At 50.3% G+C, this 22329-nt stretch carries 23 protein-coding genes; 8 read left to right on the top strand and 15 right to left on the bottom strand.

Annotation, left to right across the window (positions count from 1 at the left end):
• Positions 1 to 104 precede the first annotated feature (104 nt).
• Both C7E00_RS04415 and C7E00_RS15980 read right to left on the bottom strand, forming a co-directional pair.
• Complete coding sequence (locus C7E00_RS04415) at positions 105 to 698, bottom strand: hypothetical protein (protein ID WP_105303142.1); 594 nt, start codon at positions 696 to 698, stop codon at positions 105 to 107.
• 33 nt (positions 699 to 731) lie between these two features.
• Positions 732 to 1664 (bottom strand): DEAD/DEAH box helicase, encoded by a 933-nt coding sequence (locus tag C7E00_RS15980; RefSeq protein ID WP_135358158.1) that lies wholly within the window; start codon positions 1662 to 1664, stop codon positions 732 to 734.
• A 40-nt stretch (positions 1665 to 1704) separates the two neighbouring features.
• Between C7E00_RS15980 and C7E00_RS04405 the strand changes: the two genes are divergently transcribed.
• The 4 genes from C7E00_RS04405 (at position 1705) to C7E00_RS04390 (ending at position 7145) form a co-directional block, all read left to right on the top strand.
• On the top strand, positions 1705 to 3000 hold the full coding sequence (locus C7E00_RS04405) for a YfcC family protein (RefSeq protein WP_239928530.1): 1296 nt from the start codon (positions 1705 to 1707) through the stop codon (positions 2998 to 3000).
• A 327-nt stretch (positions 3001 to 3327) separates the two neighbouring features.
• A complete protein-coding gene (locus tag C7E00_RS04400; protein WP_204378559.1) occupies positions 3328 to 4497 on the top strand; it encodes a helix-turn-helix domain-containing protein in 1170 nt (389 codons plus the stop codon).
• Between the two features lie 25 nt (positions 4498 to 4522).
• The gene (locus tag C7E00_RS04395; RefSeq protein WP_105303140.1) at positions 4523 to 6436 is read left to right on the top strand and encodes a phenylalanine--tRNA ligase beta subunit-related protein; all 1914 of its coding nucleotides are present in this window, start codon (positions 4523 to 4525) and stop codon (positions 6434 to 6436) included.
• A gap of 7 nt (positions 6437 to 6443) precedes the next feature.
• Positions 6444 to 7145 (top strand): B3/B4 domain-containing protein, encoded by a 702-nt coding sequence (locus C7E00_RS04390; RefSeq protein WP_235897201.1) that lies wholly within the window; start codon positions 6444 to 6446, stop codon positions 7143 to 7145.
• Here the strand turns inward: C7E00_RS04390 and C7E00_RS16740 are convergent.
• From C7E00_RS16740 to C7E00_RS04330, 12 genes are all read right to left on the bottom strand, one after another.
• Positions 7064 to 7675, bottom strand: a complete 612-nt coding sequence (locus C7E00_RS16740) for a helix-turn-helix domain-containing protein (RefSeq protein WP_105303139.1) — start codon at positions 7673 to 7675, stop codon at positions 7064 to 7066. The genes C7E00_RS04390 and C7E00_RS16740 overlap by 82 nt on opposite strands.
• Positions 7676 to 7923: 248 nt before the next feature.
• Positions 7924 to 8331, bottom strand: coding sequence for a 30S ribosomal protein S9 (gene rpsI, locus C7E00_RS04380; RefSeq protein WP_105303138.1), 408 nt, complete (start codon positions 8329 to 8331; stop codon positions 7924 to 7926).
• A 17-nt stretch (positions 8332 to 8348) separates the two neighbouring features.
• On the bottom strand, positions 8349 to 8786 hold the full coding sequence (gene rplM, locus C7E00_RS04375; RefSeq protein WP_105304866.1) for a 50S ribosomal protein L13: 438 nt from the start codon (positions 8784 to 8786) through the stop codon (positions 8349 to 8351).
• A 185-nt stretch (positions 8787 to 8971) separates the two neighbouring features.
• Positions 8972 to 9565 (bottom strand): hypothetical protein, encoded by a 594-nt coding sequence (locus C7E00_RS04370; protein WP_105303137.1) that lies wholly within the window; start codon positions 9563 to 9565, stop codon positions 8972 to 8974.
• The gene (gene truA, locus C7E00_RS04365) at positions 9534 to 10538 is read right to left on the bottom strand and encodes a tRNA pseudouridine(38-40) synthase TruA (protein WP_105303136.1); all 1005 of its coding nucleotides are present in this window, start codon (positions 10536 to 10538) and stop codon (positions 9534 to 9536) included. The genes C7E00_RS04370 and truA overlap by 32 nt, the downstream gene beginning before the upstream one ends.
• Positions 10535 to 11335, bottom strand: coding sequence for an energy-coupling factor transporter transmembrane component T family protein (locus tag C7E00_RS04360; RefSeq protein WP_105303135.1), 801 nt, complete (start codon positions 11333 to 11335; stop codon positions 10535 to 10537). The genes truA and C7E00_RS04360 overlap by 4 nt, the downstream gene beginning before the upstream one ends.
• Positions 11328 to 12188: an energy-coupling factor transporter ATPase gene (locus C7E00_RS04355; RefSeq protein WP_105303134.1), complete on the bottom strand. Its 861-nt coding sequence runs from the start codon at positions 12186 to 12188 to the stop codon at positions 11328 to 11330. The genes C7E00_RS04360 and C7E00_RS04355 overlap by 8 nt, the downstream gene beginning before the upstream one ends.
• The gene (locus tag C7E00_RS04350; protein WP_105303133.1) at positions 12164 to 12991 is read right to left on the bottom strand and encodes an energy-coupling factor transporter ATPase; all 828 of its coding nucleotides are present in this window, start codon (positions 12989 to 12991) and stop codon (positions 12164 to 12166) included. The genes C7E00_RS04355 and C7E00_RS04350 overlap by 25 nt, the downstream gene beginning before the upstream one ends.
• A 99-nt stretch (positions 12992 to 13090) precedes the next feature.
• The gene (locus C7E00_RS04345) at positions 13091 to 13633 is read right to left on the bottom strand and encodes a hypothetical protein (RefSeq protein WP_105303132.1); all 543 of its coding nucleotides are present in this window, start codon (positions 13631 to 13633) and stop codon (positions 13091 to 13093) included.
• Between the two features lie 67 nt (positions 13634 to 13700).
• On the bottom strand, positions 13701 to 14684 hold the full coding sequence (locus C7E00_RS04340) for an aspartate-semialdehyde dehydrogenase (RefSeq protein ID WP_105303131.1): 984 nt from the start codon (positions 14682 to 14684) through the stop codon (positions 13701 to 13703).
• A complete protein-coding gene (locus C7E00_RS04335; protein ID WP_105303130.1) occupies positions 14684 to 16018 on the bottom strand; it encodes an aspartate kinase in 1335 nt (444 codons plus the stop codon). The genes C7E00_RS04340 and C7E00_RS04335 overlap by 1 nt, the downstream gene beginning before the upstream one ends.
• Positions 16015 to 17163 carry a homoserine dehydrogenase gene (locus C7E00_RS04330; protein ID WP_167836459.1) on the bottom strand — a complete coding sequence of 383 codons (1149 nt, stop codon included), beginning with the start codon at positions 17161 to 17163 and terminating at the stop codon, positions 16015 to 16017. Before C7E00_RS04330 ends, C7E00_RS04335 begins: the two co-directional genes overlap by 4 nt.
• A 104-nt stretch (positions 17164 to 17267) precedes the next feature.
• Between C7E00_RS04330 and thrC the strand changes: the two genes are divergently transcribed.
• Genes thrC through C7E00_RS04310 form a run of 4 tightly spaced genes read left to right on the top strand, consistent with a single transcriptional unit; the run spans position 17268 to position 20558 of the window.
• The gene (thrC, locus tag C7E00_RS04325) at positions 17268 to 18749 is read left to right on the top strand and encodes a threonine synthase (RefSeq protein ID WP_105303128.1); all 1482 of its coding nucleotides are present in this window, start codon (positions 17268 to 17270) and stop codon (positions 18747 to 18749) included.
• Entirely contained in the window at positions 18742 to 19620 is an 879-nt protein-coding gene (thrB, locus tag C7E00_RS04320; protein ID WP_105303127.1) for a homoserine kinase, read from the top strand. The genes thrC and thrB overlap by 8 nt, the downstream gene beginning before the upstream one ends.
• Complete coding sequence (locus C7E00_RS04315; RefSeq protein ID WP_105303126.1) at positions 19602 to 20042, top strand: ACT domain-containing protein; 441 nt, start codon at positions 19602 to 19604, stop codon at positions 20040 to 20042. The genes thrB and C7E00_RS04315 overlap by 19 nt, the downstream gene beginning before the upstream one ends.
• Positions 20043 to 20084: 42 nt before the next feature.
• Positions 20085 to 20558 (top strand): peptidylprolyl isomerase, encoded by a 474-nt coding sequence (locus C7E00_RS04310; protein WP_105303125.1) that lies wholly within the window; start codon positions 20085 to 20087, stop codon positions 20556 to 20558.
• Between the two features lie 103 nt (positions 20559 to 20661).
• On the opposite strand, the gene C7E00_RS04305 is transcribed toward C7E00_RS04310, so the two are convergent.
• A complete protein-coding gene (locus C7E00_RS04305) occupies positions 20662 to 22329 on the bottom strand; it encodes an ABC transporter permease (RefSeq protein WP_235897200.1) in 1668 nt (555 codons plus the stop codon).

The raw sequence follows: 22329 nt of genomic DNA, 5'->3' as shown, positions 1-22329 counted from the left end.
TTTGCGTTCAACTTCAGCATCCACTGTATTGGTGATTGTGCTATTCAGACTCTTGCGATCGGACTTGTGCATATCGTCACCAAAGTGCTGCTGAGCAGTTTCAATCAGCGGCTGGACAACCTGTTCATGAATAGCTTTTTTGATCTGATCGAGCTGCTGATGCGTTTCTTCTGCATCCTGTTCGCCAGGGTTTCCAAGAGTAGAACTGACAATTTCATTAACACTGGTTCCGTACTTTTTTCGCCGAAAATATCTGCAGCTGTCCCGATAATAAGTGATTCCTTTGGGGCTATTTCCCCGTACTCATCTAGATCCAGGCCTTCGCCCGGGTTATCTGGCAAAGGTTCCTCATTCTTCTTTGGCTCATTGGCTACAGGGAACTGATTGATGATATCCATGACTTCCTTAGGGGCACCGAAATTATTGCTTATATTCTGGAACAGGAAATTAGACATGAAGCCACGCTTCACTACTTCCTGAGAGCGGATCTTCCTCGGTACGCTTAGTACTTGCTCCGCATTCAGCTCGATCATCTCACCATTTTCATCTTCGCCAAGAACCGGGAAGAAGTTCAGCAGCTTCCGAATGTGTTCCTTCCGCTCAGAAGTGGTACCGTTACCTGACGCAGTACTGCTGTACAATCCATTCGCAAACTGCTCATAAATATCAAGAGTTCTTGCCGAATCAAAGTCAAACACATAAGCATTCTCCTTGCGAAGAAAAACACGCTTTTATTCTTTCTTTGAATACTGCATGCCCAGATACGGATTCTGCGCCCGGAAGGCTGCCTGCATATATAATGCTGATGATTCAATATTGCTTAGAATCAGTACTCCGATCCACTCAGGCACTGTAACACCGGTGGTCAATTGGCCTACCGATACAGTGATGGTTCGATCAGCAGGCGCAATACCTTTTTCGGGATTTCCATGGATTGCTTCCATGACTTTTTCAAAAGATTTCTGATTATCATCGTTTTCATCAACCCTGCCATCGCCTACTGCCGGTATAATCGTGTAATTTTCAAACACAGGATCTTCGCGCAGAAGTTTGATAAGTTCCTTCGCAGAATCTACTCGGTCCAGTAACCACAGGGTATGCTTCAACTCATTGCGCAGCTCTGGCGTAGAGAACGGGAATTTCTTTTGCGTTGTTAAGGCTTTAATGAACTGCTTTACTGCATCCAGATGCACAAAATGTCCGGATTCATTCGTCCGGAAAAACTCATTGAGATCAAATGCGTATTCTTCTGTCTCACCGTTGATATCTAATCCCTTTTCTATCTGATCGCGGGCAATGTCCGACATTCGGTAAGTAAACAAGTTGAGTTTTGGCATTTCTTCATAGGGATTTCGTCCCTCACCATGCCAGTTATCTTTGGCTTCCTGCTCATCTGTGTAAGTCCAGTTGAAAATCTGATCCTCGGAAAATTCGTTTGATGCCAGGGCCTTGAAGGGAGTTCCAGACAGATAAAGCGTGTGATCTCTATGCACGTAGTTAAATGCAGTATCCGTTTTAAAAGTATTTACACCCTCATGTGATTCATCAATAACAAGGACGTCCCAATGCGTATCGGCAATATATTTCAGCTTGTCAAACTTTCCGCCAAAATTATTTGATCCTTTCAGATCCTGCAAAGAGACAAAAAAGAGAAGACTAGGCACATTTGGTAAATTGCTGCTTGTCCTTCTGTTCGTGGCTGTTGTGACATGGATCTGCGCAGGTAAAACCTACACGACCGCAGATGGCGAGACGGGGGTTGTCACTGTCGCTACCTTCAGCCAGATTTTAATGGCACCGATCGCAGGCTTCCATAATGCCGGCGATGTCATCGGATTCGTATTCTGCCTTGGCGCATTCCTTGCTCTGGTCAATGCGACCGGCGCTCTGGAAACGGGCATCCATCAGCTGGTAAAGAAGCTGCATGGCAAGGAAACAAGACTGATCTGGATCCTCATGTTCCTGTTCTCGATCGGCGGTACCACCTATGGTATGGGTGAAGAGACCGTCGGCTTCTACATCCTTCTTGCAGCGACAATGACCGCTGCCGGAATGGATCCGATCGTTGGTGCAGCGACAGTTCTACTTGGCGCCGGCTCCGGTGCTCTGGGTTCGACAATCAACCCGTTTGCGACAGGAGCTGCAGTTGATGCGGCACGTTCCGTCGGCGTTGAAGTCAACATGGGCACCCTCTATGTGGAAGGTATTATTCTGTGGCTTAGCACATATTTAATCTCCGCTCTGTTTGTAACAAAGTATGTGAAGCATGTCATGGCGACCAAGGGCTCGATTCTGACTGCAGATCAGCTGAATACATGCAAAGCAGCTTACGGCCACTCTACAGAAATCAGCACAGACGAAGCTCTGACCGGCCGTCAGAAGGGCTGCCTCTGGATCTTCGGAATCACGTTTATTGTCATGATCCTTGGCTTCATTCCGTGGGGATCGCTGAATGAAGGCGCCTACAATGCCATGGCATGGACAAGCTTCCTGACAGGCAACCAGCTGGGTGATTGGTGGTTCGATGATGCGGCTACCTGGTTTGTATTAATGGGAATTATCATCGGCCTGATTGGCATGCCGGATCGTTCTAAGCTTTCCAGCACGATCATTTCCGGTATCGGCGACATGATTGCTGTTAACCTTGTCATCGCTCTGGCACGTGCTGCGACGGTTCTGATGAGTGAAACGGGTCTTGGCTCCTGGATCATTGAGGCATCAGTCAATGCTCTGGCTACGTCAGGTATGCCTGCAGGTCTGTTTGGCTTCCTGGACTATCTGCTCCATATCGGTCTCAGCTTCCTTGTTTCTTCTTCCTCCGGTCTGGCGGCACTTTCTTCGCCGATCGTTTCCCCGATCGTTGCGGGTATGAACTGGTCTGTTGAGACATCCATTATGTGCAACGTTGCGGCAAATGGTCTCGTCAACCTCTTTACGCCGACCTGCGGATTCATCATGGGCGCCTTGCTCTGGCAAGAATTCCGTATGATGTATGGCTGAAGTGGGCGAGAAAGCTTCTTCTCATCCTTGGTGTTGCGGTCGGTGTTGTTCTTGCCGTCTGCATGATCATTCTCAGCTGAGCATCGTGGTTCAAACACGGACAGGCGGCATCCTTCGGAATTGCCGCCTGTTTTCTCTCCTTGGATCGGTTAAAATAGAAGGAGAATTTTTTCGTATGATTAAACAGGCATCCATGCAGGACAGCTCGATTTCGGATGTTGATCCGTCGTCGCTTTGTTCCTTTGATTATGAAGCAATCGAGGCACCTGCCAAAGCCCTGATGCACCAGGCGGCAAGGTTCCTTTATTTTAAAACGGCAAAGGAACGATGGTTATCGACGGTACGGAGTACGAAATCAAGGAACATACCCTTGTCGCCATCAGCCCGTGGATGATCACCGACATTACAGCCGTAGAATCAACGCTGCAGCTGATCAAGATTGTCTACGATTATACCTATATCAAAAATCTGTTAAGCCATATGATCGGCCTGGCGGATAATGGCAGTGACATGCTGGAATATCTGAATATGCAGCCGGTGCTGCAGCTGGACAGTCTGCAGGCACAGGATGTTGAGAATATTCTGGATCAATTGAAAGGCGAGCTTGGCGTCGCCAGCACGCTGGAACACATTCCCAAAAAGCCGCTGGGCTTTCTGTATACAAGCGACAAGATCATTGAACTGATGATTCTGTATTACCGGTTCATCCGCCAGTCCAACGGCAGCGGTCAGACGGAGAAAAGCACCGTTCCGGGAAATGATTCAATTTTGAGCTATATCTATGCACATTCTTCAGAAAAACTGACACTTGCCAAGGTTGCGGATGTGTTCTATATGTCAGAATCTTCCCTTTCGAAGCATCTCAGGGAGCTGACCGGTACGAGCTACTCCAAGCTTCTGGATGCGATCCGGATCGAGAAAGCTTCTGATTATCTGATTTATACGGATCTGCAGTTGGAAGAGATTGCCTCGCTTCTGGGCTTTGTCGATGCCTCACATCTGTCCAAACACTTCACGTCAAAAGTCGGGGTAACACCGATCCGCTACCGGCGCATTTACAGTAAGGTGGAAACATCCTATTCCCGCGATTCCCGAAACATTGCGTTTTCCATTACTAATGATATCTACAAGAACTATAATGATGAAGATCTGGCAGCGATTCAGACCGCTTCCAAATACGGCATCTCTGTTGCGGAAATGAACCGGGCCCTGCTGTATTATTCGGAGAAAAACTTTGAGACGCTGCTGAACTTTGTCCGTATCAACAAGGCTGCGGAACTGCTCGTTTCAACAACAAACCCGGTGATTGATATTGCTGTATCGGTCGGCTACAGCAATGTGAAAACATTCAACCTCAACTTCTATAAGTTTGAGGGCATGAATCCGACGGAGTTTCGTGACAATGTCACCCTCCAGCATGAAGACGGAACAGAAGTCCATGTTCGTAAGAAACGAAAGACAAAGCCGGCAGCACCCATAACAGATCACAATCAGTAAGACACAGTAAAAAAGGAGCGATGATATGCAGAAATTTATTGTTGATGATGCCTTCTGGAAGATTTTTCCCGATGCCCGTATTGCCGTACTTTCTCTGAAAGATGTCGATGAAACGGCCCGCCTCAGTGACGAAGAAATGAAGGAAATCGCTGCCCTGCTGGACAAAGCCAACAAAGAGGCTGTGAAGTATGTCCCCAATGAGACAATTTCAGACAATCCGGTTGTTCAGGTATGGCGGCAGGCATATCAGAAGTTTCCGACGAAAAAAGGCGCAAGATGCGCGCTGGAAAATCTGTTAAAACGTGTTCTGCACGGTAACCCGGTCGGCTCGATTGTGCCGTCGGTCGATCTGACCAATGCGGTTTCACTGAAATATGCCTTCCCGATCGGCGTCGAGAATATGGATGCTTTTGCCGGTGATCTCCATCTCGGTGTTATGGACGGGACGGAAGATTTTTTGCCGATTGGCGAAGCGGTCCCGGAACCGCCGCTGAAAGGGGAAGTCGCCTATCGGGATGATGCAGGTGTCGTCTGCCGCTGCTGGAACTGGCGAGACGGTCAGCGAACGCAGGTGAACGATGATACAACCAATGAGTTTGTCGCCATGGAATGCGTGGAAGAGGACCGGCTTGAAGATCTGCAGAAGGCTCTGAACGAGCTGGCAGAGCTGCTGCCGAAGTACCTTGGCGCTCAAGTGATGGCTCGAGCGATTGTCGACCGGGACCATCCCGAGGTTGTTCTGCGCGAAGAGGTTCCACAGCAAAACAAAGCAGAGGAAAGCAGACAGGAAGTATCTCAGCTGCCCAAGGCGCAGCCGGATGATTCAGGAAGTTACGATGACTATACGCGTACAGAGTGTACAACGACCATCCGTGATGTGAAGGATGACTGGTATGCATTCAACGATACTGTATTTTATGGTGATAAAGGCGGAATGCCATCCGATTCCGGTACGATCAACGGGCAGAAGGTGGACGGCCTGAAATGGGAAGGTGAAACGCTCTGGCATCATGTGGAGGGAGCCCCTCTGCAGGATCCGATTGTCATGAAGGTTGATTTTGAACTGCGCTATGCCCATACAGTTCCGCAGACGGCTCTGCATATTCTTGACAGTTATTACCGCAGAAAGGGAATGCTGATTACTTCGACAGGCTGCTGTGAAGACAATGAATACTATGATCTCGATGTGGCTGAGATTTCGCCCCGGGACTGGCAGGAACTGCAAGACTATATCAACGAAGCCATCCGCAAAGATGCGCCGGTCCATTTCCATTATGTGAAGGGATCGGATTATCCGGATCCGGAATATCGTAAGTTTGAAACTGTGCGGATTGTGGAAATTGAAGGGCTCGATGAACAGCCGTGCGGTACGCCGCATCTGAATCATACCGGTGAGATTGGCTCCTTTGTTCTGCTTGACTGGGAACACCGTTCCAAATCAACTGTAAGAGTTTACTTTACGGCGGGCAATGTGACGCGCTGGCGGCTGGTTCAGTATTATAAGCAGCTGAATCGCCTTGCCCAGATGCTTTCAACAAGTAACGAAGATCTGGAAGAGAAGGCGGCGGCCGTAACGGCAGCGAACAAAGAGTATAAGAAGCAGATCAATGATCTGACCCGTTCGCTGATGGAACATGAGGCAAAAGACTATGCCGAGAAGCCGGAGAAGGTCATTGAGCTCACCGGCGGGGACAGCGATCGTCTGCGTCCGCTCTCTCAGGCTTTGATGCGTGTCTGCACAGATACGAAAATTCTTTATGCGGCCAATGACATGATTGACTTTGCGATTGTTTCCCGGGAAGGCAGGGCAAGAGAGATCCTTGAGATCCTGAAGCCGGTCCTGAACTGTTCCGGCGGCGGCAGTCCGAAGATTGTCAGCGGGCGAACGTCGGTCGACCTGGAAACGTTTAAGAAAGCGGTGGAAGAGCTGCATCTTTGAGCGGAGCATGATGATGAAGATTTTTGTGGATGAAAACCTGGTCGGCCATGGCATCGAAAAGGTTGTTGTTGCCAAAGCGGGAAATGTACAGGTGAAGGCGCCGCTCGATCCGGAAGTGGAAGCGAAGATCAAGAATGTTGAGCAGGAAGTGCTCGATGGGAAGAAGGACTGGATTCTTAACGATCCGATTACGCAGGGGTACGAGAATCTTGTAACCTCCTGCAACCGCAGTATCAAAAAAAATCCGCCGACGGTGCCGGACTTTATTGCCAGCATCAAACGCAGAGGAAGCCTGCCGCATATTAATACAGTCGTCGATATTTATAATCTGGAGACGCTGATTTCCGGTGTTGCGATCGGCGGTCATGATGTGGATAAGATTACGGGTACGCTGCGCTTCATGATCTGCGGTCAGGAAGACAGTTTTACTTCCATCGGCGGCAATACGAAACATGTGGCTGGGACGGATTATGTCTATCGCGATGATCAGGGAATCATTACCTGGCTCGGCACCCGTGATTCAACGTTCTATAAGATCGATGATGATACGCAGAATGTTCTGTTTGTGATTGCGGGCAATGCGAATACAAGTGTTGATCTGCGTCTTGCGGCGCTGGAGCGGATTCATCAGGATCTGCTTAAGTGCATGCCACAGCTGACGTTTGCCACGGTCATTGCCGAGGCGGGCAGAGAAACGGAAATCGAATGAGGATCGGGGCCTAAAAAATCCTGCAGTCTCAGGCTGCAGAATGATGCGATTCGAGTTCGAAGTGATAGCGGACAATGCCAAGATCGATGTGCGTCCATGCGCCGATGCCTTAGTTTGCGGACGGCTCCTCTGTTTCCGTGAGATAGACCTGGTTCATTGAACACTCCTGAATAGATTGCACGGTTAATTGTGACATAGCTGATTTGCATCGAAGCGTGTTCCAGCTTTAATCTGCCCTGTATTTCTTCAGGCGACCATTGATGGTTGAGAAACTTGTCTTTTACATATTCGAAGGTTTCGGGGTTCTCCAGAATTTTATGCCGCCTGCATTTCATACGGTGTTCCTGATATATTTCCTCTGCCACTGCGGGAATATATTCGCCATTGATACTGTTACGCTGCAGTTCCCTTGAAACAGTTGCCTTATTTCTGCCCAGACGCTGCGCGATTTCAGTAATAGAACAGACTATGGCACGATACTTCAGAATCATTTCTCTCTCTACTAATGTAAGATGTTTATTGCAGCACATGGTTATCCTTTCAATGTTGTCTATGCAAACCTCATTGTAATGGATACCTTGTGCTGCTTTTATTACTCATTTCAGGTTGTTGCAGCTACAGTGTATATGCAGAGCCACTTTTCAATATTTGGCTTCGCGCAGCTATTCTTTTGAAAATTTGTGTATTGTGTGTATATTGCGCGTATATTACATACCGCATTTTAGACATTCAAATAATGAAAAAACCCGCAAAATATGCGAGTTTCCAAACGTTCTGATTAACGCTTGCTGTACTGCGGAGCGCGACGAGCTCCTTTGAGACCGTACTTCTTTCTCTCCTTCTCACGAGCATCACGTGTCAGGAATCCAGCCTTCTTGAGGACCGGACGATAATCAGCGCTAGCTTCGCACAGAGCACGAGCAATACCGTGGCGCATTGCTCCAGCCTGGCCAGCATAGCCGCCGCCCAGAACGTTGATCTTGATGTCGAACTGTCCCTGAGTCTCAGTGAGAACCAGCGGGCTGTTGACAATCATACGGAGAGTAGCCTGCGGCAGATATTCTTCAAGAGACTTGCCGTTGACTGTGATTGTGCCTGTGCCAGGAGTCATAAAGACACGGGCCGTAGACTTCTTACGACGTCCAGTTCCTTCGTAAGTTACTGTGTTCTTCTTTTTCGTAGCCATTTGTCCTTACCCTTTCCTTACTTTGTGATCTTCAGCTCCACAGGCTTCTGAGCTGCATGCGGATGTTCCGGTCCTTCATAGACGAACAGATGTCCGCGCATGACATCTCCCAGCTTGTTGTGCGGGAGCATGCCTTTGATAGCCTTCTCAACCCACTCAACGGTATACTGCTCACGCATTACCTTTGTGGATCTCACACGCAGTCCTCCCGGATACATGGAATGAGAATAGTAGAACTTCTTCGCATCCTGATCACCGGTAATCTTAACCTTGTCTGCATTGACAACAATTACGTAGTCACCGCAGTCAACGTTCGGTGTGTAAGTCGGCTTGTTCTTGCCTCTTAAAACAGTTGCTACCTGGGTTGCAAGACGGCCCAGTGTGCAGTCAGTCGCATCCACAACATACCAGGTACGCTTGACTTCACTTGGCTTGATCATCGTAGTCTGACGCATCATAATCAATTTCCTCCAATAGATACATGTCTTTACCGGGGACTTGTATTCATTTTGGCAGATGCCGTATCACATTCTATTAAATACCAGTGTCAAAGTCAATTCCAAATGCAGTTTTTCGCCCATGAAATCCGCATATTTTCAGCGGCGTACCTTCACTTCCCGTAAGAGGAGTCAGACTCGTCTTACGATGCCTGATCTTCCGCGAAAATCAGCTCAGCAGACTTTGCCTGTTCGATCCAGATCATCTGCTTCTTCAGGTCTCTGCGATCGATCATCCACAGCTCTGCAGCGGTCCAGAGAGAAAATGAACCGATCACGGAAACAAGTTCCGTGAAGAATTCATATTCGGTAAGTTCAAGGAAGAAATACAGTCCCAGAAACAAAGATCCGATCAGAATCATCTTCCAGAACCGAATCAGGTTCGCATCCAGGTCCCACTGAAGCTCAAACTGCTCAACCTGATAATGTTCGCGGACCAGATTCCGGATTTCTTCCTGTTCTTCCTCAGAACATGCTCTGCCATGGAACTCAATGCGCAGCTTCACCACAGAAGGAATCAGGTCAGACTTCCGGTCGATGCAGTCGAAGATCTCCTGATTCAGTTCTTTCTGCCCGCCCATCGTCAGCGGATCCAGGACCTCATAATCCTCCGGAATCCGGATCAGAATCCGTCCTTTTCCATCGGAATCGATATATTCCTTCCGAACATAACCTGCCATCTTGGCATTTCTTGAGGCATTGCTCTCAAGATTGACTTTCGGAACTCTTCTGATCATGAATCACCAGCCTGCAGGGCTTTCCTGCAGATATCTCCAGCTGAGGAACCAGCTGTTCTGCTTCCTCAGCATGTTCTGCATCCGTTTCGAGAACTGCTTCTTCCTCCAGGATGCGGAATTCTCCGTAAAGCCTTTCCTCATGCCGACCCGCAAATGCATAGGCACCAGGAACCATCTGATCTCCATCTTCCGGAAGGAACTCCCGGACTACGGACTGATTCGTCTCCGCAATCACCTCGAAGTAATTCACTTCCATAAGGGTCAGTCCTTCCGGCTTGGCATTACGGCGGGCAACGGTCTTGGAGCGTGCCTCCAGAAGGATCTGAATCTGCTCTGGCTTCATTCTGCCTCTTCCGCATTCCAGCAGCGCTGCCGTCATCATCCGTACCATATAGCGCAGAAATCCGCGGCCCCGATACGAAATCACCAGTTCTTCTCCTTCCATGGAGAACGAGATGGACTCTATTGTCCGTACCTGATCCGGCGTCTCTTTCAGAGAATTGGAATTGAAAGACGTGAAATCATGGGTTCCGATCAGATACTGCGCTCCCTGCTTCATCGCCCCCACATTGACCGGATACGGGCACTGATAAGCCGCATCCTTGCGGAATACATTGTATTCGCCCAGGTTGATTCGGTAGTCATAGCGCTTATCCCGCACGCAATAGCGGGCATGAAATAGATGAGATACTTTCTCGACCTTCCTGATATGAATATCTCCCGGCAGGAATCCATTGATAGCCCCCTGCCATTTCCGTTCACTCATATCGCGGTCAGTATCAAACTGAAATACCTGACCCCAGGCATTTACCTTTGCGTCTGTTCTGCCAGCCGCAAGAATCGGCGTATGCACTCCGATAATCAGTTCGAGAGCAGACTCAATCTGTTCCTGAACTGAATCCCCATGACGCTGAGACTGCCAGCCGCAGTACTTCGCGCCGCAGTATTCAACCGTGCACTTATAGCGGATCATGCAAAATACGAAAGCCAGATCATCAGGCCAAGCACTGCCGCCGAACCGAAGAGCAGAATCCAGTCATTGCGCTGCATCTTCAGAACCTTGTAGCGCGTACGCGGCTCACCAGGAGCATAGCCTCTGGCCTCCATGGCATTTGCCAGATCTTCAGCTCTCTGGAAGGCACTGACAAACAGCGGAACAATCAGCGAAAGAATCGCCATGATCCTCTCTTTCAGCTTTCCTTCCTTCATATCAACCCCGCGGCTTTCCTGGGCCTTCATGATCCGGCTGGTTTCATCAATCAGATCCGGAATAAACCGCAGCGCAATACTGATCAGCATCGCAATCTCATGCGAAGGAACTCCGAACCTCTGAAACGGCTTCAGAAGATCTTCAATTCCCAAGGTCATATCAAGCGGCTTCGTCGTCGCTGTCAGACACGTCGTGATCATGATCATCAGCAATAAGCGCACCACAATATACAGCGTCTGCGTGATCGCATCCATATACACCGAAAACCCGAACAGCGTAAACGCAACATCTCCCGTCCGCACGGCCAGGCAGTTGATGATCAGCAGAAAGATCATCATGAACATCATTGGCTTCATGGACTTCAGAATATAGCTGAAACTCAGCTTGCCGATCAGGATTACCGCACTGACCGTCACGAAGATGATCAGATAGCCCAGCCATCCCGCCGGAAAGAAAATCGCCGCCAGCATCAGCAGCATCGCACCGATCTTCGCCCGCGGATCCATCTTATGGATCGGCGAATCCAGAGGCATGTATCTTCCTAATGTGATATTACCCATGATGCTTCACCTGCTTTGCAACGCAAGCCGCAAGTGCCTCCAGCGTATCGGCAGAATCCGGAATCTCAAATCCCTGTGCTCTGAGCATGTCCCGCATGCGGATCAGCGCAGGCGGAAGAATATCCATCTCTTCACACGTTCTGCTATCCCGGAAGAACTCCTTCACCGACGTATGAATCCGCGGGGCCCCGTTTGCCATGACGATCACTTCATCAAAATAGCGGAATACCTGCTCCATATCATGTGTAACAGTCAGAACCGTAATGCCCTTCTCCTGATTCAGCCGCTTGAACAGCTTCATCATGGAGATGGTTCCCTTCGGGTCAAGACCAGCCGTCGGCTCATCCAGCACCAGCACCTTCGGCTCCATCGCAAGAATTCCTGCAATCGCAACCCGGCGCTTCTGACCACCCGAAAGCTCCAGCGGCGACCGCTGCTCAAAGCTTTCATCCAGGCCGACCAGCTTCAGAGCCATCCTTGCCTTCTTCTCCGCATCTTCCAGAGACACGCCGAAATTGCGCGGCCCGAACGCCACGTCCTTGAGCACGGTCTCTTCAAACAGCTGATACTCCGGAAACTGGAATACCAGACCGACATCCCCGCGAAGACTCTTGAGACCCTTCGGCTCTGTTCCTGCTTCAATCGTACGATCCAGAACCCTCACCGTTCCTGCACTCGGCAGTAAAAGCGCATTGAGATGCTGCACGAGTGTGCTCTTGCCGGAACCCGTCTGGCCGATGATCGCAGTCATCTTTCCCATCGTGATATCCAGGTTCACATCCGTGAGCGCAACATACCGGTAAGGCGTTCCGTCGCTGTAGATATGACTTACATGTTCGAATGCAATCGGCACAGTTCGTCCACCAGTCCTTCCATCGTCAGCGTTCTGCCTACCTTGACGCCATCTTTCTTCAGTTCCCGAATCAGCTTGACACTGAACGGAAGATCCAGTTGAATCTCCTCCAGCTTCTTTTCCTGACGGAAAATCTCTTCCGGTGTCCCGGTCATCGCCACATGTCCTTCATGCATGGCAATAACATAATCACTGCTCACCACCTCATCAATATCATGAGTAATGGAAAGAATCGTCAGTCCTGATTCCTTATGCAGTTCCATGATCACTTTCTTAATTTCTGCTTTTCCCTGCGGATCCAGCATTGAAGTCGCTTCATCAAAGATCAGAATATCCGGATGCATCGCCAGCACGCCGGCAATCGCCACCCGCTGCTTCTGACCCCCGCTGAGATGCGTCGGCTCGCTGCCCAGATAGTCCGTCATCCCGACCTTTGCCGCATACGTATTGATCAGATCATCCATCTGTTCCTGCGGAACACAATGATTCTCCAGTCCGAAGGCTATATCATCCCTGACCGTAGAACCGATGAACTGATTATCCGGATTCTGGAAGACAATGCCGATCTTCGAACGGATGGCTCTCAGATGTTCTTCATCCAGCTCCATCCCTTCGATCTGAATATCTCCGCTCTTTCTCTCCAGCAGGCCCGTAATCAGCTTTGCCACCGTGGATTTGCCAGAGCCATTATGACCGACAATCGTCGTATAAGTCCCTTTTTCCACGGAAAAAGACACCTCTTCTACTGCATTCGTTTCCTGATCATAGGAAAATGTCAGATTTCTGACGTCAACAATGCCCATTCCAAGCGTCCTTTCCCATCTGCTCAAAAAGCTTACTCATTATAGCAAACGCCACAGTAAAAACCATGCAAAAGCCTGCATTTCTGCAGGCTTCCTGACTTAAGCTTCGATGTTGTACCCCTCGTAGGACCCCTTCAGGCATCCTACCTGATTCGCTACGTTGAAGATATCCGAGAGAATCGCACCATTCTGCGTGAACATCTTATGCACCGCCAGGCACTCCTTTTCGCCAAGATCCTTCGCCTCATAGCCATTCTGCTCCGCAATCGTGCGGAACTGACCCTTCAGATCCTCGCTGTCAAACAGCGCTTTATGCGAAATCGTCACCAGCGTATCTTCCGGATACTCCGTATTGAAGGCATCATTTCTCTTTAACTGCTCCTCGATGTAATCCAGGCTCAGATACGGATACAGCTCTGAGATTTCCTTCACTTCCGGGGCATATTCCTTCGCCTCTGCAGAAGACTCTTCCTTCTGTTCAGAAGAATCTTCATCATCCGAGTCAATCTCAATGAAATTGACGGAATCATCATCGTCTTCTTTCTGCTCCGGTTCTTTCTTCTTCGTAACCGTCTTCACTGCTGCTGTCACAGCGATTGCAGCACCAGTCGCAGCCGCAAGCGCCAGTAATCTACGAAACATATTATCAACCTCTCTATGGAAGACATTCTAGCACAGAGCTGTTCTGAAAAAACAGCGAATTTCCGCCTCAGTGCTTCAGCAGATAAGCCAGAATCTGAACCGCATTCGCCGCTGCTCCTTTGCGGATCTGATCCCCGCAGCAGAACAGCGAAAGCCCGCCGTCAAACACCATATCCGGCCGCAGTCTTCCGACATACACCTTATCCTGGCCAGACGTATTCAGCGGCATCGGATAGCCATCCTTCAGATACACATCTCCCTCAAACTGAGAAATCGCCTCAGCAGCAGCTTCCACCGAAACCGGCTGCTCGCACTCCACGCTGACCGAAATCGAATGAGACCGGAAGACCGGAACCCTCACACACGTGCAGGTTACTTTCATTTCCGGATTGTGCAGAATCTTTCTGCCCTCATTGCGCATCTTCAGCTCTTCGCTTGTATAGCCTGCTTCTTTCTCACTGCCGATCCACGGAATGCAGTTATAAGCAATCTGCGCCGGGAAGACCGAAGGCTTCACTGCCTTTCCTTCTGCAATGTCCTTCACTTCCTGCTCCAGTTCGTCAATGCCATGCATGCCGGCACCAGATACTGCCTGATACGTAGACGCAATCACCTTGCGGATGGGGCTGATCTGATGAATCGGCGCAATTGCCATCAGCGTGATAATCGTGCTGCAGTTCGGATTTGCAATGATGCCATGGTGATTCAGCGCATCTGCTCCATTGATCTCCGGAACAACCAGCGGAATATCCTCTTCCAGGCGGAACGCACTGGAATTATCGATATAAACGGCACCGCTATTCCTGATTGCCGGCGCCCACTTTCTCGACGTATCAGCGTCGACTGCTCCGAGCACATAATCCAGTCCTTCCAGCCATGCTTCATTGACCGCATGCACCATCAGTTCTTTCCCCGCAAAAGGCAGAACCTTTCCTTCACTTCTTGGGCTGGCCAGCAATATCAGATCATCGGGGATGATCTTCTGTTCTTCAAGGCACTCCATCATCTGACGCCCGACTGCGCCGGTCGCGCCAAGTATTCCGATTCTCATTACCGCGTCCTCTCTTCCGAAATGAATCTCCGGTAGATGCACCGGATTGCTTTCTCAAAATCCCGATTCATAACACCGACCACGATGCACAGCTCATCCGAGCTCTGGCTGATCGTCTTGATATTGATCTTGTTATGGCCAAACTCTGACAATAGTCTTCCGGACATGCCCGGCTGTTCCTTCATCGCTCTGCCTACCACTGCCACCAGAGCCAGATGTTCTTCGATCCTCACATCCTCGGGATGCAGTTCTTCCTTGAGCCTTCCGACAATGTCATACAGGCAGTTCTGAACTGCTGAGGAACTGACCAATACTGAGAACGTATCGACCGTCGTCGGAACCTCTTCGATGCTGACATGATAGTCTTCAAACGCCTGCAGCATCCTTCTGAGAAAACCTACTTCTGCCGATGCATGATTCTTCACGATCGTGATCGACGTGTAATCCTTTCTGCCCGTGATGCCCGTGATCGCATGCGGCGGATCCGTCCGATCCAGCTCACTGCAGTCATTCAGAATCATCGTGCCCGGATCATCCGGCGCATTCGTATTCCGGATATTGATCGGAATATTCTTGGACTTCACCGGGAACACCGCATCATCATGCAGCACATTGGCCCCCATGTAGCTCATCTCGCGCAGCTCATTGTAATTCAGCCGCGGAATCGCAACCGGATTCTCGACAATTTTCGGATCCGTGACATAGAAGCCGCTCACATCTGTCCAGTTCTCATAGACATCCGCATTCATCACATTGGCAATCACCGAACCGGTGATATCCGAACCGCCCCGGCTCATCACCTTGATGGTGCCATTCGGCAGACTTCCATAGAAGCCCGGAATCACCATGCCCTGGCCATCCGACCGCTCTTCCAGCAGCTGTCCGGTCCGCTGCAGATCAATGTCGCCATTGTAGCGGAAGGCAATCACATCCGCCGCATCGACGAACTCATAGCCAAGATACTCTGCCAGGCACTTGCTCGTCAGATACTCACCGCGGCTGACCAGATAATCTGTCGACATTCCCTTCTTCATATAGGAACGGATCGACGCAAACTCCTTCTCCAGATCAATCTGAAGACCGAGTTCTTTTTTGATTCCATAGTACTTTTCTTCAATCTGGGAGAAAATGGATTCATACGAAACCCCGAACCGTACATGCGCCTCGCAGAGATACAGCAGATCCGTGACCTTATGATCCTCCGAAGAAGATTTTCCGCAGGCACTGCTCACGATGAACTTCCGGGAAGGATCAGACAGGACAATCTGCTTCACCTTCCTGAACTGCTCTGCATTCGCAACCGAAGAACCGCCGAATTTCGCAACCTTGATCATGCCTGCACCTCCGCAAGAAAGAGATCCGGATCCGCTGCCTGATTCAGAAGCCCTTCGAGCTTCTTCCATTCCACCTGTTCCGTGATCAGACAGTTCTGATCCAGCTTCTCTGCAGCCACCTCTGCAAATACTTCCGGCTGCTTCGTCCGGATATAATAGACACCCTTGCGATCTCTGCAGTTCACCGTTTTCTTCTTCAGATTGCGGGATACTTCTTTTCTTCCTTCAGATACATCAATCAGATCCTGCACCACAGCATGTGCGGTCGGAAGACTTCCTGCCCCCTGGCCCACAAAGCCAGCTTTCCCTAGCGTCCGGCTGAACGATTCAATGCCATTGAGATTGCATGGAATCCGGCTCAGGTAATCGCTGTCCTTCACGAAAACCGGCATCACCATAGCCATTACCGAATCGCCATGATCTTCTGCCCATCCGATCAGCTTGATCGTACGGTTCCTCTCTTCGGCATGAAGCAGATCTTCGCTGTGAATATTCCGGATTCCAAACGTCGGAATGTCCGAAGGATCCACCAATGCATCAAAAGCCTGCGCACAGGTAAGCGCCACCTTGTAGCGGACATCGAACCCATCGATATCATCGCCCGGATTCCGCTCCGCATAGCCAGCCGCCTGCGCGCCTTTCAGCATTTCGTCAAACTCTTTCTGCTCTTCCTTCATGGCCGAGAGAATATAGTTCGTCGTGCCATTGAAAATGCCCCGGAACGAATCAATCGGTTCAATTCTGCGGATCCGCATCAGATTCTCCATCCACGGAATTCCGCCTCCGACTGCAGCCTCCATCCGAAGCATCACATGATTCTTTTCAGCAATCTCCATCAGCTCGCTGTAATACGCAGCCAGCATCTTCTTGTTGGAAGATACCACGGACTTTCCATATTCCAAGGCCGTCTTCACATACGTATGAGCGGGTTCCAGCCCGCCCATGCATTCCGCAATCACCTCAATTTCCGGATCATCCAGAATCTCTGATACTTCTGTCGTGATCCGTGCTTCCGTCACTTCCTGCCGGGTGCGTACCAGCATCTTCTCCACTCTGAGATCCTTTACTTCAGCACTTCTGCCGCTGTCGATAATCTCAGCAACTCCGCTTCCTACAACTCCATGTCCGAGCAATCCGATCTTCATAGCAATCCCCTGTATTTCTGAACTGTGTTCAATACAAGCACAGTTGTATTCAAAACACAAACATAGTATCATACAGGAGTTATCCCTTCAAGGAGAATTCAGACATGCGATATCAGAGTACCAGAAACCACAGTATTTCCGCCACCCCGCAGGAAGCAGTCCTGCACGGCCTCGCCGAAGACGGCGGTCTGTTCGTTCCATCCGAACCCCTGCCTCTGTTAAAATCCGAAGACTATCTGAACAAGAGCTACCAGGACACTGCTCAGAACGTCCTTTCCATCCTGCTGGACGGCTATTCCAAGGATGAACTCCATCGCTCCATCACCAGCGCCTACGATACGAGATTCAATAGTACTGACATCGTTCCGCTCACCAAGGTCAGCGACGGCTGGCTTATGGAACTCTGGCATGGCCCGACCAGTGCCTTCAAGGACATCGCCCTGACCATCCTGCCCCATCTGCTTTCGGAAGCCTATGGCGAAAAAGGAAGAGACGATACGATCGCCATCCTCACCGCAACCAGCGGCGATACCGGCAAAGCAGCCCTCTCCGGCTTTGCGGATGTTCCGCATACTGCCATCACGGTCTTCTATCCTTCGGATGGCGTCTCGGAAATCCAGAAGCTGCAGATGCAGACAAGCCGCGGCAATAATGTCATGGTCGTAGCAGTCAGAGGAAACTTCGACGACTGCCAGCGCATGGTCAAGGAAGCCTGCCGCAGCAAAGCAGTACTGAACGCCTGCCATCATGTGACCATCTCCAGTGCCAATTCCATCAACATCGGCCGGCTTGCCCCGCAGGTCGTATACTATTTCACTTCCTATTCAAAGCTTGTAAGCAATGGTACGATCCAGGCAGGAGATCCGGTGAACTTCGTCGTTCCGACCGGCAACTTCGGCGATATCCTGGCCGGGTATCTTGCAAAGCAGATGGGCCTTCCAGTCAAGAGACTCATCTGTGCCAGCAACTCCAACCATGTGCTGACGGATTTTCTGAATACCGGCACGTATTCTGTCCATCGTCCATTTCATCTGACGATGTCTCCTTCGATGGACATTCTGATTTCCAGCAACCTGGAACGCCTGCTCTATTTCGAAAGCAAGGATGATTCCTTTGCTGCTTCCTGCATGGAACAACTGAAGAACGAAGGAAGCTACACGATTCCCGAAGACATGCTGAAGAATATCCGCAGCATCTTTTCCGGATACTGGACCGATGAAGAATCCTGTCGCAAAGAGATCAGAACGCTGTTTGAGAATGAACACGTCCTGATCGATCCGCATACCGCAGTTGCCTATCATGCCATGCATGAATACCAGAAGGAAACCGGAGATCAAATTCCGTGCATCGTTCTGTCTACGGCAAGCCCGTATAAGTTTGCGAAGGATGTGCTGAGCTGCATTTCTTCCGAAGTACCGGAAGATCCGTTTGCGGCCATGCAGAAGCTGTCTTCCCTCAGCAATACGGAAATCCCGGCAGGCCTTGCCGAACTGAAAGATCTTCCGACCCGGTTCCATACCGTCATCGAGAAACAGGGCGGCATCTCCTTCATCACGAAACGCATGGAGGAGCTCTCGCATGATTAAGTTCCGCGTTCCTGCAACCAGCGCCAACCTCGGCCCTGGATTTGACTGCCTCGGCCTGGCATTGAACTTATACAACACGTTTGAAATCGAACCTTCGGATGAACTGATTCTCGAGAACACGGAACCTCGTTTTGCCAATCCGGATAATCTCTTCGTCCAGGCATTCCGCAAAGCCGGCGGGAAGAATCTCCATGTCCGCTTCGACTGCGACATTCCTTCTTCCAGAGGACTTGGCTCTAGTGCCGCCATGATTGTCGGCGGCATTGCCGCAGCGAAGCTGCTCGGAATTCCCCTTACAGGGAATCAGATCTTCGAACTCTCTGCGGAGATGGAAGGACATCCTGACAATGCAGCGCCATGTATCTATGGCGGGCTGACTGCCTGCATGATCCGCAGCAACGGTCTCTACCTGACTCGGAAGCTTCCGCTTTCCGAAGTCTTTCACTTCACCGTTCTGATTCCGGACTTTGAAGTCTCCACGCATCAGGCAAGATCGATTCTCCCGGAAGCTTATCCGAGAAGCGTTGCAGCCGGAAACGGAGCGCATGCTGTTCTGCTCACCGAAGCATTCCGTACCGGTGATTTCGAGCTTCTGAAAGAAGCTTCGATCGATCAGCTTCATGAACCATACCGGAAGACCCTGATTCCTCATTTCGAGGAAGCCAGAAAGATTGCCGAATCAGATACAGATGGGAAGCTGCTGATCAGCGGTTCCGGTTCTACCTGTCTGCTCATCAGCACAAAGCCGCTCTCCGAAACTGCCGCAGCAGAGATTTCAGGACTTCCGGAAGAATGGAAGATCCTGCCGCTTCAGGCAGCTCATGAAGGAACTGAATATTTCGAGGAAGGAACATGGAAAAAGATTATCTGATCGTTTCCAGAAAGATTCTCCCGGATTACCTGGACCAGGTGATCCAGGCCAGAGATCTGCTTTCTTCCCATGAAGTTTCCAGCGTGACCGAAGCCGTGAAAAAAGCAGGCATCTCCCGCAGCACCTTCTATAAATACAAAGACTATGTCTACCGGGCCGAAGAAGATCTCGGCTCCACGCGGAAAGCTGTGTTCTCGCTTCTTTTAAGGCATGAGGCCGGAAGTCTTTCCGAAGTGCTGACCGCAGTCAGCGAGCATGGCGGCAGTGTGCTGACCATCTCGCAATCCCTGCCGGTTGCCGGCAAGGCAAGCGTCTTGCTCGCACTCGATATCAGTTCGATGTCCTGCAGTCCGGAAGAATTAATGAAGCTCTTAAAATCCATGAAGAGCGTCTGTTCCGTGCATCTTGATTCGATGGAATGAGAACCATACCTGTGATAGAATTCTGACGCAAGGAGAAATCACATGATTGTTATTGAAATGGAAAACGGGCATACCATCAAGATCGAACTTGATGAGAAGAATGCACCGATCACTGCTGCAAATTTCCGCAAGCTTGTCGAAGAGCACTTCTATGACGGACTGATCTTCCACCGGGTCATCTCCGGCTTCATGATTCAGGGCGGCGACCCGACCGGAACCGGTGCTGGCGGATCTGATGAAGAGATTCCGGGAGAATTCGCTTCCAACGGATATCCGAATCCGATCAGGCACGTGCGCGGCACGATCTCGATGGCAAGAACCATGGATCCGAACAGCGCTTCCAGCCAGTTCTTCATCATGCACCAGGACGCTCCGTATCTGGATGGCCAGTATGCTGCATTCGGACATGTCGTGGAAGGCATGGAAACCGTTGACGAGATCGCTGAAACCGATACCGATGCTTCCGATCGTCCGAAGAAGACGCAGCGCATGAAGTGGGTCTACATCGAAGACTGATCAGCAGAACAATTCATACGAATCTGAAAGGAACTGCAGTGCAGTTCCTTTTCTTCTGCTATGCATGCATATAAAAACCTCTGCCGCAGCAGAGGTCGATGATTCAGAACGAAATCTCCTTGTTCTTCGAGAACTTCATGAACAATAAGAGCGAGATGATCGTGGTTGCGGTGAGGATCGTGGCATACGCAGCAGCGACTCCATAGCTTCCTCTTGTGACGTTGATATAAACCTCCAGCGTCAGTGTGATCGTCTTCAGGTTGTAGAGGATGATGGCTGTGGAAAGCTCGGTGATGATCGTGACCCACGACAGGATCGCACCTGACAGAATGCCATTGCCCATCATCGGAACCGTGATCTGGAAGAATGCTTTCATCTTCGAAGATCCGAGCGAAATCGCAGCTTCTTCGATCGACATCGGAATCTGCTGCAGAATCGCAACCGAAGAACGGATCGTATACGGCATACGGCGGATGACCAGTGCGATGACCATGATCACGGCAGTTCCGGTCAGCACCAGCGGCTTCGAGCTGAATGCGATGACCAGCGCAATACCGATGACCGAACCAGGAATGATATACGGAACCATGGACAGCGTATCAATCACTTCATTCGTCTTGTTCTTTCTTCGAACGACGAGATACGCAATCAGAATTGCAATGATCACGGTGATTGCAAGTGCTTCAATGCCGATGATGAACGTATTCGGGATTGCCCGGTCTGCCGACGCAAAGGCGGTCCGGTAGCTGTCCAGCGAATAGCCATCCGTGAACAGCTTTCCGGAAGTCTTCTTGAAGGACGTGTACATGACATATACCTGCGGCATGAAAGCAATCAGCACGACTGCCCAGGCAAAGAAGTTCATCCAGAAGCTCTTCGCTCCGGAAGCCGGATGACGCTCAATCGGATGCAGCGCATTCATTGTGAACTGGAATTTGCTGTTGGCATAATTCTGAATCAGGAAGATCACCGTCGTGATCACAATGGCGATGACACTGACCGCAGCACCGAAGCTGTGGTTCGTTCCTACTTCGGAGAAGTATGCATTGTAGATGATGACCGGGAATGTCCGATAGCCTTCACCGATCAATAGCGGCGTACCGAAATCCGCAAATGCACGCATGAAGACAAGCAATGCACTCGCAAGAATGGTCGGCATGCATAATGGAATCACCACGGTGAAGAACCGCTTCACACTCGTGCAGCCGAGGTTTTCCGACGCCTCCAGCAGCGACTGGTCGACGTTCTTCAGACCGCCGCACACATACAGGAATACAAGCGGGAACAGCTGCAGTGCCTGCACGAGGAAGATCCCCCGGAAGCCGTAGATCGTCGGCAGCGTGATCCCGATCGACTTGAACCATCCGGTGATCAGACCGCTTCTTCCAAGCAATAGAATCCAGGAATACGCACCGATGAACGGAGCCGACATGCTGCAGAGGATGATCAGAACCTGCAGGACACGCTTGCCCTTCAGGTCATACATCGTATAGAAATAGGCCAGCGGAACTCCGATCACCAGCGAAACCAGCGTGACCATGAAGCTGACTTTCAGAGAATTCCAGATCGTCGAGGTGTAATACTTCTTCGCAAAGAACTGTCCGAAATATTCCAGGGTGAAGTGTCCGTCCACATAGACGGCACTGATCAGAAGACGGATCAGCGGATAAATCAGGAACAGGGCATAAAGAGCCAGAATGCCCCAGGAAATTCCTTTCCAGATATCAAAGGACTTCCGGGCATCTGAAGACTTCATTTCCATGGCGGTCAT

It is taken from the genome of Anaerolactibacter massiliensis (assembly GCF_900290205.1).
In the GTDB taxonomy this organism is placed as follows: Bacteria; Bacillota_I; Bacilli_A; order Erysipelotrichales; family Erysipelotrichaceae; genus Bulleidia; species Bulleidia intestinalis.
Note: the sequence above shows the minus strand (reverse complement) of the source record. Positions and strands in the feature narration are given on the sequence as shown.

Coding starts and splice junctions, on each gene's coding strand:
- C7E00_RS04315 (WP_105303126.1), top strand. CDS start 19,602: ATGGAAAAAGATTATCTGATCGTTTCCAGAAAGATTCTCCCGGATTAC.
- C7E00_RS04390 (WP_235897201.1), top strand. CDS start 6,444: ATGATGATGAAGATTTTTGTGGATGAAAACCTGGTCGGCCATGGCATC.
- C7E00_RS04360 (WP_105303135.1), bottom strand. CDS start 11,335: ATGGGTAATATCACATTAGGAAGATACATGCCTCTGGATTCGCCGATC.
- C7E00_RS16740 (WP_105303139.1), bottom strand. CDS start 7,675: ATGTGCTGCAATAAACATCTTACATTAGTAGAGAGAGAAATGATTCTG.
- C7E00_RS04310 (WP_105303125.1), top strand. CDS start 20,085: ATGATTGTTATTGAAATGGAAAACGGGCATACCATCAAGATCGAACTT.
- C7E00_RS04395 (WP_105303140.1), top strand. CDS start 4,523: ATGCAGAAATTTATTGTTGATGATGCCTTCTGGAAGATTTTTCCCGAT.
- truA (WP_105303136.1), bottom strand. CDS start 10,538: ATGATCCGCTATAAGTGCACGGTTGAATACTGCGGCGCGAAGTACTGC.
- rpsI (WP_105303138.1), bottom strand. CDS start 8,331: ATGGCTACGAAAAAGAAGAACACAGTAACTTACGAAGGAACTGGACGT.
- C7E00_RS04345 (WP_105303132.1), bottom strand. CDS start 13,633: ATGTTTCGTAGATTACTGGCGCTTGCGGCTGCGACTGGTGCTGCAATC.
- C7E00_RS04305 (WP_235897200.1), bottom strand. CDS start 22,329: ATGACCGCCATGGAAATGAAGTCTTCAGATGCCCGGAAGTCCTTTGAT.
- C7E00_RS04340 (WP_105303131.1), bottom strand. CDS start 14,684: ATGAGAATCGGAATACTTGGCGCGACCGGCGCAGTCGGGCGTCAGATG.
- C7E00_RS04350 (WP_105303133.1), bottom strand. CDS start 12,991: ATGGGCATTGTTGACGTCAGAAATCTGACATTTTCCTATGATCAGGAA.
- C7E00_RS04335 (WP_105303130.1), bottom strand. CDS start 16,018: ATGATCAAGGTTGCGAAATTCGGCGGTTCTTCGGTTGCGAATGCAGAG.
- C7E00_RS04330 (WP_167836459.1), bottom strand. CDS start 17,163: ATGAAGATCGGATTGCTCGGACATGGAGTTGTAGGAAGCGGAGTTGCT.
- thrC (WP_105303128.1), top strand. CDS start 17,268: ATGCGATATCAGAGTACCAGAAACCACAGTATTTCCGCCACCCCGCAG.
- C7E00_RS04400 (WP_204378559.1), top strand. CDS start 3,328: ATGGTTATCGACGGTACGGAGTACGAAATCAAGGAACATACCCTTGTC.
- C7E00_RS04370 (WP_105303137.1), bottom strand. CDS start 9,565: ATGATCAGAAGAGTTCCGAAAGTCAATCTTGAGAGCAATGCCTCAAGA.
- thrB (WP_105303127.1), top strand. CDS start 18,742: ATGATTAAGTTCCGCGTTCCTGCAACCAGCGCCAACCTCGGCCCTGGA.
- rplM (WP_105304866.1), bottom strand. CDS start 8,786: ATGCGTCAGACTACGATGATCAAGCCAAGTGAAGTCAAGCGTACCTGG.